The sequence below is a fragment of the Falsiroseomonas sp. genome (assembly GCF_051859025.1).
Classification (GTDB): Bacteria; Pseudomonadota; Alphaproteobacteria; order Acetobacterales; family Acetobacteraceae; genus Falsiroseomonas.
In genome coordinates this window covers 571,522-587,777 of sequence record NZ_JBHYGL010000001.1, presented here as the reverse complement: position 1 = coordinate 587,777, position 16,256 = coordinate 571,522, and the positions used below count along the sequence as shown (strand labels likewise).

17 protein-coding genes and 1 tRNA gene are annotated in these 16,256 nt (G+C 70.0%); 8 read left to right on the top strand and 10 right to left on the bottom strand.

Annotated features, from left to right (window positions below; all coding sequences use genetic code 11):
* Positions 1-282 precede the first annotated feature (282 nt).
* Genes ACTIE5_RS02940 through ACTIE5_RS02930 form a run of 3 tightly spaced genes read right to left on the bottom strand, consistent with a single transcriptional unit; the run spans position 283 to position 3,032 of the window.
* Positions 283-1,638 carry an SDR family oxidoreductase gene (locus ACTIE5_RS02940; RefSeq protein ID WP_439548195.1) on the bottom strand — a complete coding sequence of 452 codons (1,356 nt, stop codon included), beginning with the start codon at positions 1,636-1,638 and terminating at the stop codon, positions 283-285.
* A gap of 10 nt (positions 1,639-1,648) precedes the next feature.
* Entirely contained in the window at positions 1,649-1,954 is a 306-nt protein-coding gene (locus ACTIE5_RS02935) for a hypothetical protein (RefSeq protein WP_439548194.1), read from the bottom strand.
* Between the two features lie 4 nt (positions 1,955-1,958).
* Complete coding sequence (locus ACTIE5_RS02930; protein WP_439548193.1) at positions 1,959-3,032, bottom strand: LLM class flavin-dependent oxidoreductase; 1,074 nt, start codon at positions 3,030-3,032, stop codon at positions 1,959-1,961.
* 119 nt (positions 3,033-3,151) lie between these two features.
* Here ACTIE5_RS02930 and ACTIE5_RS02925 point away from each other — a divergent pair, with 119 nt between their 5' ends.
* Entirely contained in the window at positions 3,152-4,072 is a 921-nt protein-coding gene (locus ACTIE5_RS02925; RefSeq protein WP_439548192.1) for a LysR family transcriptional regulator, read from the top strand.
* Positions 4,073-4,122: 50 nt separating this feature from the next.
* Entirely contained in the window at positions 4,123-5,082 is a 960-nt protein-coding gene (locus ACTIE5_RS02920; protein WP_439548191.1) for a Bug family tripartite tricarboxylate transporter substrate binding protein, read from the top strand.
* Here the strand turns inward: ACTIE5_RS02920 and ACTIE5_RS02915 are convergent, their stop codons facing one another.
* The gene (locus tag ACTIE5_RS02915) at positions 5,083-5,964 is read right to left on the bottom strand and encodes an SMP-30/gluconolactonase/LRE family protein (RefSeq protein ID WP_439548190.1); all 882 of its coding nucleotides are present in this window, start codon (positions 5,962-5,964) and stop codon (positions 5,083-5,085) included.
* A gap of 99 nt (positions 5,965-6,063) precedes the next feature.
* Between ACTIE5_RS02915 and ACTIE5_RS02910 the strand changes: the two genes are divergently transcribed.
* Complete coding sequence (locus ACTIE5_RS02910) at positions 6,064-6,672, top strand: TetR/AcrR family transcriptional regulator (protein ID WP_439548189.1); 609 nt, start codon at positions 6,064-6,066, stop codon at positions 6,670-6,672.
* Here ACTIE5_RS02910 and ACTIE5_RS02905 read toward each other — a convergent pair whose 3' ends face one another.
* Both ACTIE5_RS02905 and ACTIE5_RS02900 read right to left on the bottom strand, forming a co-directional pair.
* Positions 6,673-7,650, bottom strand: coding sequence for a Bug family tripartite tricarboxylate transporter substrate binding protein (locus ACTIE5_RS02905; protein ID WP_439548188.1), 978 nt, complete (start codon positions 7,648-7,650; stop codon positions 6,673-6,675).
* Between the two features lie 10 nt (positions 7,651-7,660).
* Positions 7,661-8,635, bottom strand: a complete 975-nt coding sequence (locus ACTIE5_RS02900) for a Bug family tripartite tricarboxylate transporter substrate binding protein (RefSeq protein WP_439548187.1) — start codon at positions 8,633-8,635, stop codon at positions 7,661-7,663.
* 179 nt (positions 8,636-8,814) lie between these two features.
* Between ACTIE5_RS02900 and ACTIE5_RS02895 the strand changes: the two genes are divergently transcribed.
* From ACTIE5_RS02895 to ACTIE5_RS02875, 5 genes are read left to right on the top strand one after another with little or no spacing between them, the layout of a single operon-like run.
* On the top strand, positions 8,815-9,600 hold the full coding sequence (locus ACTIE5_RS02895; protein ID WP_439548186.1) for an enoyl-CoA hydratase/isomerase family protein: 786 nt from the start codon (positions 8,815-8,817) through the stop codon (positions 9,598-9,600).
* A gap of 1 nt (position 9,601) precedes the next feature.
* Positions 9,602-11,719, top strand: coding sequence for an acetate--CoA ligase family protein (locus ACTIE5_RS02890; protein WP_439548185.1), 2,118 nt, complete (start codon positions 9,602-9,604; stop codon positions 11,717-11,719).
* Positions 11,716-12,906: an acyl-CoA dehydrogenase family protein gene (locus tag ACTIE5_RS02885; protein WP_439548184.1), complete on the top strand. Its 1,191-nt coding sequence runs from the start codon at positions 11,716-11,718 to the stop codon at positions 12,904-12,906. The genes ACTIE5_RS02890 and ACTIE5_RS02885 overlap by 4 nt, the downstream gene beginning before the upstream one ends.
* Before the next feature lie 2 nt (positions 12,907-12,908).
* Positions 12,909-13,886 (top strand): acyl-CoA dehydrogenase family protein, encoded by a 978-nt coding sequence (locus ACTIE5_RS02880; RefSeq protein WP_439548183.1) that lies wholly within the window; start codon positions 12,909-12,911, stop codon positions 13,884-13,886.
* A 16-nt stretch (positions 13,887-13,902) separates the two neighbouring features.
* Entirely contained in the window at positions 13,903-14,679 is a 777-nt protein-coding gene (locus ACTIE5_RS02875) for an SDR family NAD(P)-dependent oxidoreductase (RefSeq protein ID WP_439548182.1), read from the top strand.
* A gap of 81 nt (positions 14,680-14,760) precedes the next feature.
* Here ACTIE5_RS02875 and ACTIE5_RS02870 read toward each other — a convergent pair whose 3' ends face one another.
* The 4 genes from ACTIE5_RS02870 to ACTIE5_RS02855 form a co-directional block, all read right to left on the bottom strand.
* Positions 14,761-15,045: a LysR substrate-binding domain-containing protein gene (locus ACTIE5_RS02870; protein WP_439548181.1), complete on the bottom strand. Its 285-nt coding sequence runs from the start codon at positions 15,043-15,045 to the stop codon at positions 14,761-14,763.
* The gene (locus ACTIE5_RS02865; RefSeq protein WP_439548180.1) at positions 14,988-15,332 is read right to left on the bottom strand and encodes a LysR substrate-binding domain-containing protein; all 345 of its coding nucleotides are present in this window, start codon (positions 15,330-15,332) and stop codon (positions 14,988-14,990) included. The genes ACTIE5_RS02870 and ACTIE5_RS02865 overlap by 58 nt, the downstream gene beginning before the upstream one ends.
* Positions 15,333-15,406: 74 nt before the next feature.
* A tRNA-Ser gene (locus ACTIE5_RS02860) sits at positions 15,407-15,498 on the bottom strand.
* Between the two features lie 86 nt (positions 15,499-15,584).
* Complete coding sequence (locus tag ACTIE5_RS02855) at positions 15,585-16,214, bottom strand: glutathione S-transferase family protein (protein WP_439548179.1); 630 nt, start codon at positions 16,212-16,214, stop codon at positions 15,585-15,587.
* Between the last annotated feature and the right edge of the window lie 42 nt (positions 16,215-16,256).

Below are 16,256 nucleotides of genomic sequence, written 5' to 3'. Positions count from 1 at the left end.
CTGTCCCTGGTCTTGGGGCGCCGTTCTGCGCCCTGCATTCGTGTCGCGGCACAGCAAGTGCAGAGGATCAATGCCGCCGAGGCCGCATGTCTCCCATCCCGTGCTGCAGGAGCGCGATGATTCTCGGCAGGCTGGGTCGCGAGGTCAGGCGGGCACAGCCGAGAGCCTGCTGGTGCCGGGTATCCTGCACCACCGGACGGGGCACGACCGTCCAGGGCGCCCGGTCGAAGCGGGCGGGATACGCGCGCGCTCCATGCCCTGCTGCTCAACAGGTTGGGCGCGTCATTCCTCGATGTCCGGTCCGCCATAGGCGCTGAGCCCGCCATCCACCGGCAGGATGCTGCCGGTCACGAAGCCTGCTGCCGGTGAGAGCAGGAAATCGGCCACCGCCGCGATGTCCGCCGCGTCCGCCAGGCGCCGCAGCGGAATGCGCGGCAACAACCTGGCATCCCCGCCGGCGAGTGGCCCAGCCGCGAGACAGTTCACGCGAATGCCGCTGCCGCCCCATTCGCAGGCCATGGTGCGCGTAAGCATTCCAATCGCGGCCGCCTCCGGCCCATTCCCATCGTCCTCAGGCAGGCCCAGCTGCCCAAGCACCGAGGTGAGGTTCACGATCGCACCATACCCCTGTCGCAGCATGATGCGCCCCACTGCCTGCGCGCCCAGGAAGATGCGGTCCAGGTGCCCCGGCCTTCCAGGCTCCGGATCGATGTTCAACAGGCCGTCGAGCCGGCCATGCCGGTCCATCCCACCGTCAACCGCTACCGCCAGCACGCCGCGCGCCTCAAGCCGCGTGGCGAGCGCCTCTCCGACCGGGCCCGGGCCGATGGCGATCACCGGCGCACCGGGGGGCGGCGCGACCGGGCTGGCACCGCGGATGACGTTCGCGTCCTCGCTGCCGCCATAGGCATGCGAAGCACCATCGGCGACGAGCAACGCACCGGTAACATAACCCGCGTCCGGTGAAGCGAGGTGCAGGATGGCGGCAGCGATCTCCGCCGGCGTGCCCATCCGCCCGAGCGGGATGCGGCGCACGGCCTTGGCCGGGTCCACGCGCCCCTCGGCGATGAGGCGTTCCACCAGTTCGGTGCGGGTGTAGCCGGGCGCCACGGCATTCACGCGGATGCCGTCGCGCGCCCAGGCGCAGGCGTGGTTGCGGGTCAGTGCAACAAGGCCGGCCTTGGAGGCAGAGTAGCCGTTGCGCAGCGGAATGGCGCGCAGCGCCGCGCCCGACGCGACATTGACGATGGCGCCGCCGCCCTGGCGACGCATCACCGCCGCTGCTGCCCGCGCCGCGATCGCCGCGCCATCCAGGTTCAGCGCCAGCAGGCTGCGGAACCCCTCGGCTGTCTGGTCCACCACCGCGGTCCCACCATCGATCCGCCCGGCATTATTGACCAGCACGTCGAGCCGACCATGCCTGTCCGCGATGCCTGCGATCATGGCGGCTACGGCGGCAGGATCGGCCATGTCCACGCCGATCGCTTCATGCGCCGCGCCGAGTTCCTGCGCCTTGATCCGCGCGCGGTCGCCATCGATGTCGGCCAGCAGCACACGGTCGCCGGCCGCGGCGAAGGCACGCGCCGTCGCCCAACCGATGCCGGCCGCGGCGCCAGTCACCAGGATGATGCGGGTCATGCCGGCGTGCTCAGGCCGCGGCCTCGATATGCGCCCTGACCCGGCCGGCCTCGTCCACCCAGCCGCGGGTTTCCGCGAAGGCGACCATGCCCGCAAAACCCTGCTGCCAGGCTGCATCCCCGCCACTGGGGGCGATGCGCCGGAGTGCCTCCGTACAGACCCAGGCGAACTCGCCGTCCAGCCGCGCCAGGCCGGCGAGCGCCGCTTCCGCAGGGCCGCTGCCGCGCGCGCCCGCGTCGAAGCGGATGGAAAAGCGCCGGAAATCGCCGGCCTCCTCCAGCACCGCTTCGCCCGCGCCCGTGATGCGGATCAGCACCGCCTCATTCCGCGGCGAGCGTGGTCGATGCGGCACCCGCGCCCAGTTCCTTGCGGATCGCCGGGATGATCCGCGCTCCCCACAATTCGATCTGCTTCATCATGGTCCGGTGGTCGAAATCGCCGAGCTGCGTCTGGATGGCGACATGCTTCGGCTTGAGGATGCGGATCTCCTCCACCATGCGCTCCACCACCTGGTCGACACTGCCGACCGGCAGGTTGGCGCGCATCTGCTCCAGCGGGATGTCGTTCGGGCTTTCTTCCTCATTCACCATGAAGCCGTCATCGGATTGCGCGCGGCGGTACTTCAGCGCCTCGGAGATGCGGCGCTGGTAGCGGGCATTCTCCAGGTAGCTCGTCACCTCCGCATCGCTGCCGGCATAGGCGCAGCGCAGCAGCGCGATCTTCGCGTCATCGATGCTCCTGCCCTCGCGCGCCGCGATGCCGGCCAGGCCCTCACGCATCTGGCGCAGCTTGTCCGTGCCTTGCAGCAGCGCGGTGACGAACAGGTTATGGCCCTCGCGGATCGCGCGCGCCTGCGTCTCCGGATGGCCGGTGGCGATCCAGATCGGCGGCATCGGCTTCTGCACGGCGCGCATGCTGATGGAGGTCAGCGGCAGTTGGATGTGCTTGCCGTCATAGCTGAACCCCTTCTCCTTCAGGCCGAGCTGAATCACGTCCAGGAATTCGTGGAAGATCGCGGGCGCGTCCTCGATCTGCACACCGAAGCGGTCGAACTCGAACTTCTGGTAGCCCGAGCCGACACCGAGTTCGAGGCGGCCGTTCGAGACGGCGTCGCAGAAGCCGGCTTCGGCCAGCAAGCGCGCGGGATGGTACATCGGCAGCACGCAGACCGCGCTGCCCAGGCGGATGCGCTTCGTCAGCGCCGCCATATGCGCCACCATCATCAGCGGCGAGGGGCAAAGACCGTAGTTGGAGAAGTGGTGCTCGGCATACCAGGCCGTGTCGAAGCCGGCCTGGTCGGCGGCCACGGTCTGCTCCACCGCGTAGTTCAGCACCTGCTGCGACGTCTGGTGGTAGCCGCGCTGCTGCATGAGGATGAAGATGCCGAATTCCATGGAAACGCTTCCCTTCCCGTTCTTGGCCCTTTGCTGCAGTCATCCTAGGCGCTAGCCATTCGCCGCAACAATACGCTATCCACGAGCAGTGTCTGTGCGTTTTCCGTAAAGGAAGGCCGATGAGCCGCCTGCAGGCCATGGAGCTCTTCGTGAGTGCGGTGCGGGAGGGCAGCTTCTCCGCCGCCGGGCGCCGGGCGGGGCTCTCGCCAGCCTCCGTCTCCCGCCAGGTGGCGGCGCTGGAGACGGCGCTGAACATCCAGCTGCTGAACCGCACCAGCCGCACGCTGGTGCTGACGGAGGCGGGCCGCGAATACCTGGCGCGGCTGGACCCGATCCTGCAGAACATCGCGGAGGCCGAGGCCGCCGCTTCCGCCTTGCAGACCACGCCGCGCGGGACGCTGCGGGTGCATTCCCGCTTGATGTTCGGCATGCGCGTGGTCGCGCCGCTGATCCCGGCCTTCCAGGACCGCTACCCCGAGCTGCGCGTGGAACTCCGCCTGGCGGAGCACCCGGCACGCCTGGCGGAGGAGGAGATCGACATCGACCTGCGCATCGGCGCGCCGCCCGATGCCCAGCTGATGCAGCGCCGCCTGCTGCGGAGCGAGCGCGTGCTGGTGGCAAGCCCCGCCTACCTGTCCCGCATGCCGCCGGTGGCCGCGCCGCGCGACCTGCTGGCGCAGCGCTGCCTGGCCTACTGGCTGGGGCCGGAAGACGTGGTGTGGCGCTTCCTGGCCGCTGGCGGGATGGAGGAGCTGCGCATCGCCGCCCATTTCGCCAGCAACAATGGCGAGGTGCTGCGCCAGATGGCAATCGCCGGCCACGGCATCGCGCTGCTTGACGACTACACGGTGCGTGAGGAGCTGGAGAGCGGGCGCCTGGAGCGGCTACTGCCGGCGGTGCGCGTCACCAACACGGGTTTCGACCTCGGCATCTATGCCGTGTTCCGCCAGACCAGCCTGCTGCCGGCCAAGACACGCGTCTTCCTGGATTTCCTGGTGGAGTCCCTGCCCGGCCTGATCGGTCACGGCTCCGCGCGTTGACCGACCGGTCAGTCTGCGTCAGGTTTCCGCCTGGGACAGGAGGGAACGCCATGCAGGCACGGCGACGCAGCATTCTCGCGGGGCTGGCTACGGCGGCGATCACGGGCCGCGCGGCGGCGCAGGGCAGGCCGGTGCGGCTGGTGGTGCCCTACAGCGCCGGCAGCGGGCCGGACATCTTCGCGCGACGGCTGGCGCAAGGCATGGCGCCGCGGATCGGCAGCGCTGTCGTGGTGGACAACCGCTCCGGCGCCACGACGATGCTGGGGGCGGAGCACGTCGCGGCCTCGGCGCCGGACGGGCTCACGCTGTTCATGGGCACATCGACCACCTTCGCCGCCAACCCGCATCTGTTCAACCGGATCAACTACCGGATCGAGCAGTTCCAGCCGATCTCGCTGCTGATCCGCACGCGCCTCGCGCTCTACGCCAGCCCAAACCTGGCGGCGACCGACATGCCCGGCGTCGTCGCGCTGGCGAAGGCGGCGCGCCAGCCGCTGCACTACGGCATCACCGGCCGCGGCAACTCCACCCATCTGACGGGGGAGGCGCTGAAGATCGCCGCCGGGATCGACCTGATCGACGTGCCCTACCGCGGCACGCCGATGATGCAGCAAGGCATCATGCGGGATGACCTGGCGCTGGCGATCGATGGCATCCCCGCCTGGCTGAGCCTGGTGCAGGAGCGTCGCGCCAAGGTGATTGCCGTGACCGGTGACGCCCGCGTCCCCGCCCTGCCGGACACGCCCACCTTCGCCGAGAGCGGCGTGCGTGACATCGGGCACCAGCATTGGTACGGGCTGCTCGCGCCGGCCGGCCTGCCGGCACCCGTGCTCGCCCATCTGCACGCCGCCACCATCGGCACGATGGGCGATGCCGAACTCTGGCAGAACCTGACGCATGAGGGCGCGATGATCGAGACCAACACGCCCGAGGCTTTCGGCGCGATGATCGCCGAGGAGACGGCGACCTGGGGCCGCATCATTCGCCGCATCGGCCTGACGCTGGAGTGATCAGGGAGCGTTTGGGACTGCCAGCGGCTCCGCGATGCCGGTGACACCGAGGCCGGTGATGGCGAAGAGCCCGCCGGCCTCGGGCTCCGGCGCCGTCAGGCGGTGGCTGCGCGAGATCGAGGTGAGGTAGAGCACGTCGAGCGCCGGGCCGCCGAAATTCAGGCTGGTCGGGTACCGTACGGGCATACGGATGCGCTGGACAAGGCGGCCGGTGGGATCGAAGCGGCCAATCTCACCACTGCGAACCAGCGCGAACCACAGATGGCCATCGGCATCCACCGTGCCGCCATCCGGCGCGGTGCCGAGCAGGGCGAAGTCCACCAGCACGCGCCGGTTGCCCGGCAGTCCCTCCCCGGCATCGTAGTCGAAGGCCCAGATCACCTGGCGCGGGCTGTCGGCGAGATACAGCGTGCGTCCATCCGGGCTGAAGCAGGGCCCGTTCGCGGTGACGATGTCCCCCGCCAGCTTCGTGACGCGCCCGCCCGCTAGGCGGTAGAGCCCGCCAAGCGGCGTGGTACCGGCGGCGAGGTTCATGTGCATCGTGCCCGCCACGAAGCGTCCCTGTCGATCCACCTTGCCGTCATTCAGCCGAATGTCGGGATGGGTGATGTCCAGCGGCACCACGGGCGCCAGGGCACCACGGGCCGGATCGAAGCGGCGAAAGCCGTCGGCCAGCGCCAGCAGCACGCCGCCATCGCGGCACAGCGCGAAGGAACCGACCGGCGCCGGGACCGTGAAAGCCTGGTGTACGCCCGTCGAGGGATCGAGCCGGTGCAGCACGCCTTCGAGGGAATCGACCCAGTAGAGGCGCTGCTCGCTGGCGCTCCAGACTGGGCTTTCGCCAAGCCGGTCCCGCGTGCCGCCGATCCGCGCGATCTCCATGCCGGCCCTCCCCCGCCAGGGTGGCGGCCGCTGACCGATCGGTCAATACTTGCGGGCGGACGGGCGGGAGGCCACATTCCGGCCTCCTGGAGGTGACTCATGGCGCGTGCGGCATCGACGGTTGAAGCGGGTGATTCCGCCGAGCGCATCCTTCAGATTCTGTCTGAATCCGCCCGGCTCTTCGCGACCAATGGCTATGACGGCACCTCGATGCGCGACATCGCAGAGGCCTGCGGCATCTCCAAGTCGCTGCTGTATCATCACTTCACCGACAAGGACGAGATCTTCGCCCGCATCGCGCTGGGATCAACGCGCGAATTGTACCAGTTCGTCTTCGACCGGCTGCCCGAGAGTGCCACACCGACGGAGCGCCTGCGCGCCTTCATGGTCGCGACAGGCGAGTATTTCCAGCGCTACCGCTGGGCCTGGCTCGCCTCCACAAGCGCCTTCTGGAGCGACCCGGAGCAGCGGCGCCAGAAGGAGCGGATGATGTGGCGCGACCGCTACGAAGGCCTGGTCCGCACGCTGATCCAGCAGGCGATCGATGCCGGCGAGTTCCGCCCGCTCGATGTGCCGCTGGCGGGCCGCCTGGTGCTCTCCGCGCTGAACTGGATGCACCGCTGGTACAAGCCGGACAAGGGTATGCCGGCGCCGCAGATCGCAGACGCCTATTTCGACATGATCTTCCGCGGCATGCGGGCCGAGTAGTCAGTCCAGCTTGAGCCCGATGCCGCGGATCAGCGCGCCCCAGCGTGCGCTCTCCGTCGCCAGCAGCGTCTGGAAGGTATCGGGGTCCATGCTGTCCAGCGTGGACCCCTGCGCCGCCCAGATCGACCGCAGATGCTCATTGCGCGACGCGGCCTGGACCGCGGCCAGGATGCGCGTCACTGCGGCATCGGGCGTGCCCGCGGGCGCGAAAAGACCGTACCAGTAGCCCTGCGCCAGGTCGGGATAGCCGGTCTCCGCGAAGGTCGGCACATCAGGCAGCGCGTCGGTCCGCCTCGTGCCGGTGACGGCGAGCGCACGGATCTCGCCGCCACGCACCAGGCCAAGATAGGTCGCCAGGCCATCGAAGCCGATATCGACATCCCCGCGGATGATTGCCTGAGCCGCGGCCGTGCTGGCGCGAAACGGCACGTCCTGCATCTGCAGGCCGGTGATCTGCTTCATCCGTTCACCCGCGAGATGCGCGACGCCGCCGCGCAGCGTGGTCGTGTAGGTCACGCCGTTGGGCTGGCGCCGGGCGTAGTCGATCAACTCCGCCACCGTGCGGATGGGCAGGCGCGGATTGGCATAGAGCGCGAGCTGCGCCTGGAGCAGCTGCGTGATCGGACGGAACTGCGACAGGCGATAGGGCAGGTCCGGCCGCAGATGGGGGTTGACGGCGAAGGTCGTCGACGACGTCATCAGCAGCGTGTAGCCATCGGGCCGCGCCTGCGCGACGGCCTCCGCCCCGATCTGCGTCGATGCGCCCGGGCGGTTGTCGATCACCACGGGCTGGCCAAGCGCCTCCTGCATCAGCGGCTGCATGCCGCGCATCAGGATGTCGGGCTCTCCGCCGGGGGAGAAGGCCACGATGATGCGCACCGGCCGTTCCGGCCAGGATTGCGCGCGCGCCGATCGCGCCAGGCCGAGCGAAAGCGCGCCACCGGCGAGTGCCCGGCGGCCGAAAGCGATGCTGTTCATGCTGCCCTCCCTATTCCAGCGTGATGTTCTTCTCGCGGATGATGCGGCCCCATTGGGCCATGTCCTGCGCCATCTGCTGCTGCAGCAGCGCCGGCGGGCCGGAGATGGCGCGCAGCGCCTCGCTGGCCAGGCGCTGGCGGATCGTCTCGCTCTCCATCGCCCGGTTCGCGGCCCCGTTAAGCCGTGCAACAACATCGGTGGGCGTGCCGGCCGGGCAGAGCAGCGCGGTCCAGAAGCCCGTGACAAGCTGAGGATAGCCCGCCTCCTTGAAGGTCGGTATCTCCGGCAGCAATGGCGCGCGTTCCGGGAAGGAAAGGCCGAGCAGGCGCAGCCTGCCGGCGCGGACATGCTCGATGGTGGTGGTCGGTGCCTCGACGCTGATCTCGATGATCCCGGCGAGGAGGTCGATGGTGGAGGGACCGTTGCCGCGATAGGCGACGTCGGTCAGCTCGATCCCCATGGCGTTGGCCATCAGGATGCCGAACAGATGTCCCACGCTGCCCGCACCGTTGGTGGCATAGCGCAGCGGGTTGCGGCTGGCCTTCGCGAAGGTCACGAATTCCGCGATGGTCCGGGGCGGCAGGCTCGCGTTGATGGTGAGCGAGAGCGGGCCGTCGAACAGCAGCGCGACGGGCGCGAAATCTTCCAGCGTATAGGGCAGCGTCGGGCGCATCAGCACGTTGAGTGGCAGCCCCGCCGTGCCGCCGACCAGCACCGTCAGCCCATCCTTCGGCGCGCGGGCCACCGCCTGCGTCGCGATGATGGCGTTGCCGCCGGGCCGGTTCTCCACGACGATGGTCTGTTCCAGCGTCTGCGCCATGTGCTGCGCCACCATGCGGGTGACGATGTCGGTCAGCCCGCCGGCGGCGAAGGGCACCACGAAGCGGATGGGGCTGGAGGATTGCGCGCGGGCGATGCCCGGCATGGACAGACCGGGCATGACCAGGCCGGCAGCCAGCAGCGCACGGCGGGACAGCATGGACATCGACGTCTCCTCCGCAGTCTTTCGTTGGCGCGATCCTATGCCCATGCTGACCGATCGGTCAACGCCCTGTGTATAGGCTGATTGCGGTTGCGGACGCTCAAGCGTGGCGCTACCACCTTGGGGACTGACCGATTGGACAGTAGCAAGTCCCGGTACAGCTCGAGTGGGAGGAAAACGGCATGTCCGCAGCATCCATGTCCGGCGACATCGTGACGCTCGAGGTCGCGGACCACGTGGCCCTCGTCACCCTCAACCGCCCGCCGGTGAACGCTCTGAACCGCGCAATGCGCGACGCCATCATCGAGGTGTTCGACGCGGTGTCGGAGCGCGACGATATCCGCGTCGCCGTGCTGACGGGCGCCGGCAAGGCCTTCTGCGCCGGCGCCGACCTCAAGGACCGGCCGGATCCCGGCAAGACCGGTGCCTTCCACGCCCATAACCGCGTGACGCGGGAAACGGGCAACGCCATCCGCGAATGCGCCAAGCCGGTCATCGCGGCCGTCAACGGCGCGGCGCTGGGTGCCGGGCTCGGGCTCATGGCGGCCTGTGACATCTACCTGGCGGCCGAGGATGCGGTGTTCGGCATGCCTGAGATCGATGTCGGCCTGGCCGGCGGCGGCGCCATGCTGCGCACCATCTTTGGCCGCTCCGCCATGCGGATGATGATGTACACGGGCTGGCGGCTGACCGGCGCCGAGCTCTACCGCCGTGGCATCATCGAGAAGGCGACGACGCGCGAGGACCTGCTGCCGGAAGCCATGCGCTACGCCGCCTGCATCGCGGACAAGAGCCCGCTGGCCATCAACTACGCCAAGACCTCCGCCAACATGGTGGACCTCATGCCGCAGCGCGATGCCTACCGCTTCGAGCAGAACTTCACCGTCGCCCTCTCCCGCACCGAGGACGCGAAGGAAGCCCGCACCGCCTTCGTCGAGAAGCGCAAGCCGGTCTTCAAGGGGCGCTGAGATGGACGTTATCGGCGCCGGCCTGGAAGCGATTCTTCAACCGCGCTCCATCGCCATCATCGGCGCGTCGCAGGATCCCACAAAGATCGGCGGCCGCCCGGTGGAGTTGCTGCGCCGCTTCGGCTTCCCCGGAGCGATCTACCCGGTGAACCCGCGCGCGGCAGAGGTTCAGGGCCTGCGCGCCTATCCCTCCATCACCGACCTACCCGAGGCGCCCGACCTCGCCATCATCGCCGTCGCCGCCGAAGCGGCGCCCGATGCGCTGGAGGCCTGCGCGGCGAAGGGCGTGAAGGGCGCGGTGATCTTCTCCTCCGGCTTCGCCGAACTCGGCGAGGCCGGCGAAGCGCTGCAGGCACGGCTGCGCGCAACGGCGCGGCGCACCGGTCTGCGCGTGCTGGGCCCGAACTGCCTCGGCGCGGTCAGCATCGCGGAACGCAGCATCGCGACCTTCTCCATTGTGCTGGAAGGCAGCCTGCCGCCCGCCGGGCCGATCGGCATCGCGTCGCAGAGCGGCAACCTCGGCAGCTACACCGCCCTGCTGGCGCGCGAACGCGACATCGGCATCAGCCGCTTCCTGACCACCGGCAATGAATGCGACGTGGACATCGCCGACGCCATCGCCTGGCTCGCGCGCGACGACGCGACGAAGGTCATCCTCTGCGTGCTGGAGACCTGCCGCGACGCCCCGCGCCTGGTGGCGGCGCTGGAGGAAGCGCGGCAGGCCGAAAAGCCGGTCATCGTGCTGAAGATCGGCGCCTCGGAGGCCGGCCAGGCGGCCGCGGCTTCGCATACCGGAGCGCTCGCGGGATCGGATGCGGTGTTCGATGCCGTGTTCCGCCGTGCGGGCGCCGTGCGCGTGTACAGCGTGGAGCAGATGCTCGACCTCGGCCATGCCGCCTCCGTGCTGGGCGCGCGGTTGCCGCGCGGCCGGCGGACGATGTTGCTGACGGCGTCGGGCGGCTTCGGCGTGCTGCTGGCGGATGCGGCCAGTGCGGCCGGCCTTTCGCTACCCATGCCGTCGGAGGCGACGCAGAAGCGCATCCTGGCCGCCGTGCCCTATGCCTCGCCACGCAACCCCGTGGATGCGACGGCGCAGATGTCGAGCCGCCCGGAAATCCTGGAGGCGATCCTCGCCGCCATCCTGGAGGACGACAATTGCGACGCGCTGCTGCTGCTGCTCTCCTCCTCGCTCTATCTGCCGCGGCTGCGCGGCGTCTACATGCCGACCTTGCGCGCGGTGAGGGAGAAGCATCCGGAGAAGGTCGTGATGCTCGCCGTGCACGGCCCGGCCGATGCGGTGCAGGAACTGACTGCGATGGGCTTCGCCGTGGTGGACGGCGTGGGACCCTCGGCGCAGGCGCTGGCCGGGCTCTGCGCGCTGGCCGCCGCGCGGGATTTGCCGCCGCCACCCCCTGCCCTGCCGCCCGCGCCGCCGCTCGACCGCGCGATGATCGCCAGCGAGGCCGGCGCGAAATCCGTGCTGGCGGCGGCTGGCGTGCCGGTGCTGGCGGAACGCGTGGTGGGCAGCGCGGCGGAAGCCGCTTCGGCCGCCACGGCGATGGGCTTCCCGGTGGTGCTGAAGATCGTCTCGCCCGACCTGCCGCACAAGACGGAGGTCGGCGGCGTCGTCCTCGACCTGCGCGATGCCGCCTCCGTGGCCGAGGCACATGACGCGATGCTTGCGCGCGTCCGCGCCAAGGCCCCGGCCGCGCGTATCGCCGGCGTGCTCGTATCGCCCATGGTCAGCGGCGGGATCGAGATGATCATCGGCACCAAGCGCGACCCGATCTTCGGCCCGGTGGTGCTGGTCGGCCTCGGCGGCATCTTCGCGGAGGTGATGCAGGATGTCGCCGTGCGCCCCGCGCCGGTGGATGAGGCGGAGGCGATGGCCATGCTGCGCAGCCTCAAGGCCTTCCCCGTGCTGGACGGTGCGCGCGGCCGGCCGAAGGCGGATCTGGACGCCGCCGCGCGCGCCATCGCCGCGCTGTCGCGCTTCGCCGCGCAGCACGCCGCGGATGTCGCGGAGATCGACATCAACCCCCTGCTGCTGCGGCCGGAAGGCCAGGGCGCGGTCGCGCTGGATGCGCTGATCGTCCCCGCATCGGAGCGACCGGCATGATGGACGGCATGCATCACGACCTCAGCGGCGACGCCTTCCGCGCGCATGTGCGCGACTGGCTTGCCGCCAACGTCCCGCCCGGCTTCCTGGCCGACGCGCCGGGCTATACGACGCCCACGCTGCAGCAATGCCGCGACTTCGAGGCAGCGATGCACCGCGCGGGCCTGGCCGGCATCACCTGGCCGCGCACCTATGGCGGGCATGGCCGGACGCTGCGCGAACACCTGGTCGCGAACCAGGAGATCGGGCGCCTCGCCTTGCCGGAAAGCGTGAGCTCCATCGGCAAGGAACTCGCCGGCCCGATCATCCTGGCGATCGGCACGGAGGAGCAGAAGCAGCGCTACCTCCCCGCCATCCTGGAGATGCGGGAGATGTGGTGCCAGGGCTTCTCGGAGCCCGAGGCCGGATCGGATCTCGCGGGGCTGCGCACGCGGGCCACGCGGGATGGCGCGGGCTGGCGCATCACGGGGCAGAAGATCTGGACGTCCGGCGCCGCCAAGGCCGCGCGCTGCCTGCTGCTGGCGCGCACCGGCCCGCTGGAGGATCGCCACAAGGGCCTCGCCCTTTTCGCCGTGCCGATGGATGCGCCGGGCATCCGCGTGCGGCCGATCCGCCAGATCAACGACAAGGATGGCGGCTTCGCCGAGGTCTTCCTCGACGACGTGCCCGTCGGACCCGAGGACGCGCTCGGCGCGCCGGATGAGGGATGGAACGCCGCGATCCGCGTGCTCGGCATCGAACGTGCGACGAACCGGATGTACCGCGCCTGGCGCTTCGAGAATGAGCTGCGCCACCTCGTCACCGCCTGCCGGCAGGATCCCGCGCTCGCGCCGCTGCTGCACGACGGCGCCTATCGCCAGCGCATCGCCGCCACCCTGGTCGACATCGAGATGGTGAAGGGCAATGTGGAGCCGGTGGTGGAGGCGCTGGTCGCCGGCGAGGCGATCGGCGCGCGCGGCAGCCTGATGAAGCTGCATTGGAGCGAGGCGCATCAGCGCTTCGCCGCGCTGGCGATGGAGATGCTGGGCATGGCCAGCCCCGATGCGCCGCCGCCCGTGCTGCAGGCCCAGAAGCGCTTCAAGGATATCTATCTGCAGGCGCGCGCGGAGACGATCTACGCCGGCACCACGGAAATCCAGCTCGGCATCATCGCCGATCGCGTGCTGAACCTGCCGCGGGGGAAGTGAGCATGGACATGATGCAGACGGGCCTCGATCCCGCCGAATTCGCGGACAGCGCCCGCAAGGCCGTCGCGGCCTGCCACGGCCTCGATCCCGTTGGCTGCGCGGCGCGGCTGGCGGAGGATGGGCTGCTCGGCGTGCTGGCGCCGGAGGAAGTGGGCGGCCTCGGCCTCGACCTCCGCTTCGCCCTGCCGGTGCTGCAGGCCGCGGGCGCCGGCGACCTGGCCTTTCCGCTGGCCGAGACGATCCTGCTGGCGCGCCATCTCGCCGGGCCGGCGCCGGCCATCGCGGCGGCACTCGCGGCCGGCGAGGCACGCGGCACCATCGCCTGGGCCGGCACCGCGCGTGCTGACCTCACCGGCACCGTCGGCCGCGCGCCGCTTGCAGCGGGGGCGCATTGGGTGCTGGTGCGGCTCGCGGAGGGCGCGGCGCTGCTGCCGGGCAGCACTCTCCGCGTCGCGAAAGCCATCGGGCTGGACGAGACCGCGCCGGAATACAGCGTGACGCTCACAGGCGCGGAGGCAGCCTGCCGCCTCGATGCCGTCGCGTGGAGCGCCCTGGCGGAGGAGGCGTCGCTGCTGCGCGCGGCGGCGATCCTCGGCGCCGCGGAAACCTCCCTCGCCCTCGCGGTGGAGCATCTCACGACCCGTCGGCAATTCGGCAAGCCGCTGGTCGCCAACCAGGCGCTGCGGCATCTGCTGGCGCGCCAGAAACTTGCACTGGAAGGCATGCGCGGCGCGCTGATTCGGGCCACCGGCTGCGGCGGGGATGCGGAGGGCGTGCTGGCACGGCGCGCCGCCTTCCTCGCCGCCGCCACGCATGGGCCGCTGATCGCGGAGGCCTCCATCCAGGCGCATGGCGGCATGGGCTTCACCTGGGACATCCCGGTGCATCGCCATCTCCGCCGAATCCGCGCGCTGGAGGCACAGGGCGAGGCCCCTGCCCTGCGCGAGGCAGTCGCCGCCGCCTTGATCGACGCGAACTGAGCCGGGGAGAGACGCAATGGACACCCAGGATTCGATGGCCGGCATGCTCGCGGGCCGCGTCGCGCTGGTGACCGGCGCCGGCAACGGCATCGGCCGCGCCACCGCGCGCCGCCTGGCCGCGATGGGCGCGGTGGTGGGGGTGAACGACCTCAAGCCGGAATTCGTCGCCGCCGCGGTCGCGGAGATCGAGGCCGCCGGCGGCCGGGCGATCGGCATCGCGCAGAATGTCGCGACGCGGGATGGCATGCGCGCCGCGGTGCTGGGCCTGGCGGAACGCGCCGGGCGATTCGACATCCTGGTGAACAACGCCGCCTGGGTCCGCTACCAGGCCGTGCCGGACATCGCGCCGGAGACGGTGGACCGCATGCTGGAGATCGGCTTCAAGTCGGTGATATGGGGCATCCAGGCCGCGGCCGAGGTGATGGATGCGGAGCGCGGCGGATCGATCGTCAACGTGGCCTCCACCGCGGGTCTGCGCGCCACGCCATCCTCCATCGTCTATAGCGGGATCAAGGCGGGGGTGATGGGCATCACGCGCGCCGCGGCCGCCGATCTCGGGCCGCGCCACATCCGGGTGAACGCCATCGCGCCTTCCGCCGTGCCGACCGAGGGTACCGCGAAGCACCGGACCGAGGAGAAGGATCAGCGCCGCATCGCGCGCACGCCGCTCGGCCGGCTCGGCACGGTGGAGGACATCGCCAAGGCGATCTGCTTCCTCGCGACCGACCAGGCGAGTTTCGTGACCGGCCAGGTGCTGGCCGTGGATGGCGGGATCACCACCACGAACATCTAGGTGGGGGGCCAGGGATCGGCCGGTGCTCGACGCCCTCCTCGCCGCTCGGCGACGGCCATCCCGCTGTCCATCAGCGCGCCGTCAACCGGTTGTCTGTCCGTGCTCCGTATCGCGACGGGAGCAAAGCTTCAGCTGATCGATCATCCAGCGTCCCGCAGGACCGGGCGGGGCGGCCGCGCGGTACACCGCGGAAATCGGCAACCGCAATCCACCCGGCGGAACATCCGCGACCGCCAACTCGACAAGCCGGCCCTCGGCCAGGTCCTGCGCGATGGCGTGCAGCGGCATGCCGCCCCAGCCCAGCCCGCTCAACAGGAAGGCGTGCCTGGCAAACAGGTCGGCGAGCCGCCAGGTGAGCGGTGACATGACGCCGAATTCCCGGCCTGCCACAGGTCGGACCGGTGCGTCAGCACCAGCTGAACATGCTTCGCCAGTTCCTCTCGCCCGATCATGCCGCGATGCGCGGCCAGGGGGTGGCTGGCCGCGGCGACCATGGTGCAGCCCACCGTGGTCACCTGCTCCGCCAGCAGCCCCGGCGGCAATAGCGGCAGCGACCCGACAAGGCCGAAGCTGGCACGGCCATCGAGGACAGGCTGCACGGAGCCGCCAAGCGCTTCGACGTAAAGCCGCAGGGGCGTGGCCCCGACGCTCACCGCCAGGGGTATCAAGCCAGTAAAAGCGGATTAGCCGCGGAAGCGGCCCTAAGCCGCTGAAATCACGCGGTGCGTGGAGGAGGGGAAGGGATTCGAACCCTCGATAGGGTTTAACCCCTATAACGGTTTAGCAAACCGTCGCCTTCAGCCACTCGGCCACCCCTCCTCAAGGGTGTTGAAGTTGCACGACGTATGCAGGCGTTCTCATAGCGGCAGAGGGGCGGGGGCACAAGCGCACCCCCGCCTATCCGTTCAGGAAAGCGTGACCTCGAAGCCCCGGGCGGTCGCCGGGCGGGCCATCATCCGCTGGTACCAGGCGGCGACGTTCGGCAGGTCGTCAAAGGGCACCTCATGCCGCTCATGGCGCCAGGCCCAGCCCAGGATGGCGAAATCGGCGATGGAGGGCTCGCCCTCGGTCGCCACGTAGTCCCGCCCGGCCAGGCGCTTCTCCAGCACGCCGTAGAGGCGCTTCGTCTCCGTGTGGTAGCGCTTGAAGCCGTAGTCCCGGGCAGGACCCTCGGGCTGCATCAGGAAGTGGTGGACCTGGCCGGGCATGGGGCCGAAGCCGCCCATCTGCCACATCAGCCATTCCGTCACTGCCACCTTGCCGCGCGGGTCCTTCGGCATGAACTTCCCCGTCTTTTCCGCCAGGTACAGCAGGATGGCGCCCGACTCGAAGACGCTGATCGGCGCGCCGCCGGGGCCATCGGGATCCACGATCGCGGGAATGCGGTTGTTGGGGGAGATGGCCAGGAAGGCGGGCTCGAACTGCTCGTTCTTGGAGATGTTCACGGTGTGGACCTTGTAGTGCAGGCCCATCTCCTCCAGCGCAACAGAGATCTTGCGGCCGTTCGGCGTGTTCCAGGTGTAGAGGTCGATCATGCGGGGTCCTCTCCTCACGGGTTGCGCCCGTGATCCCACGGC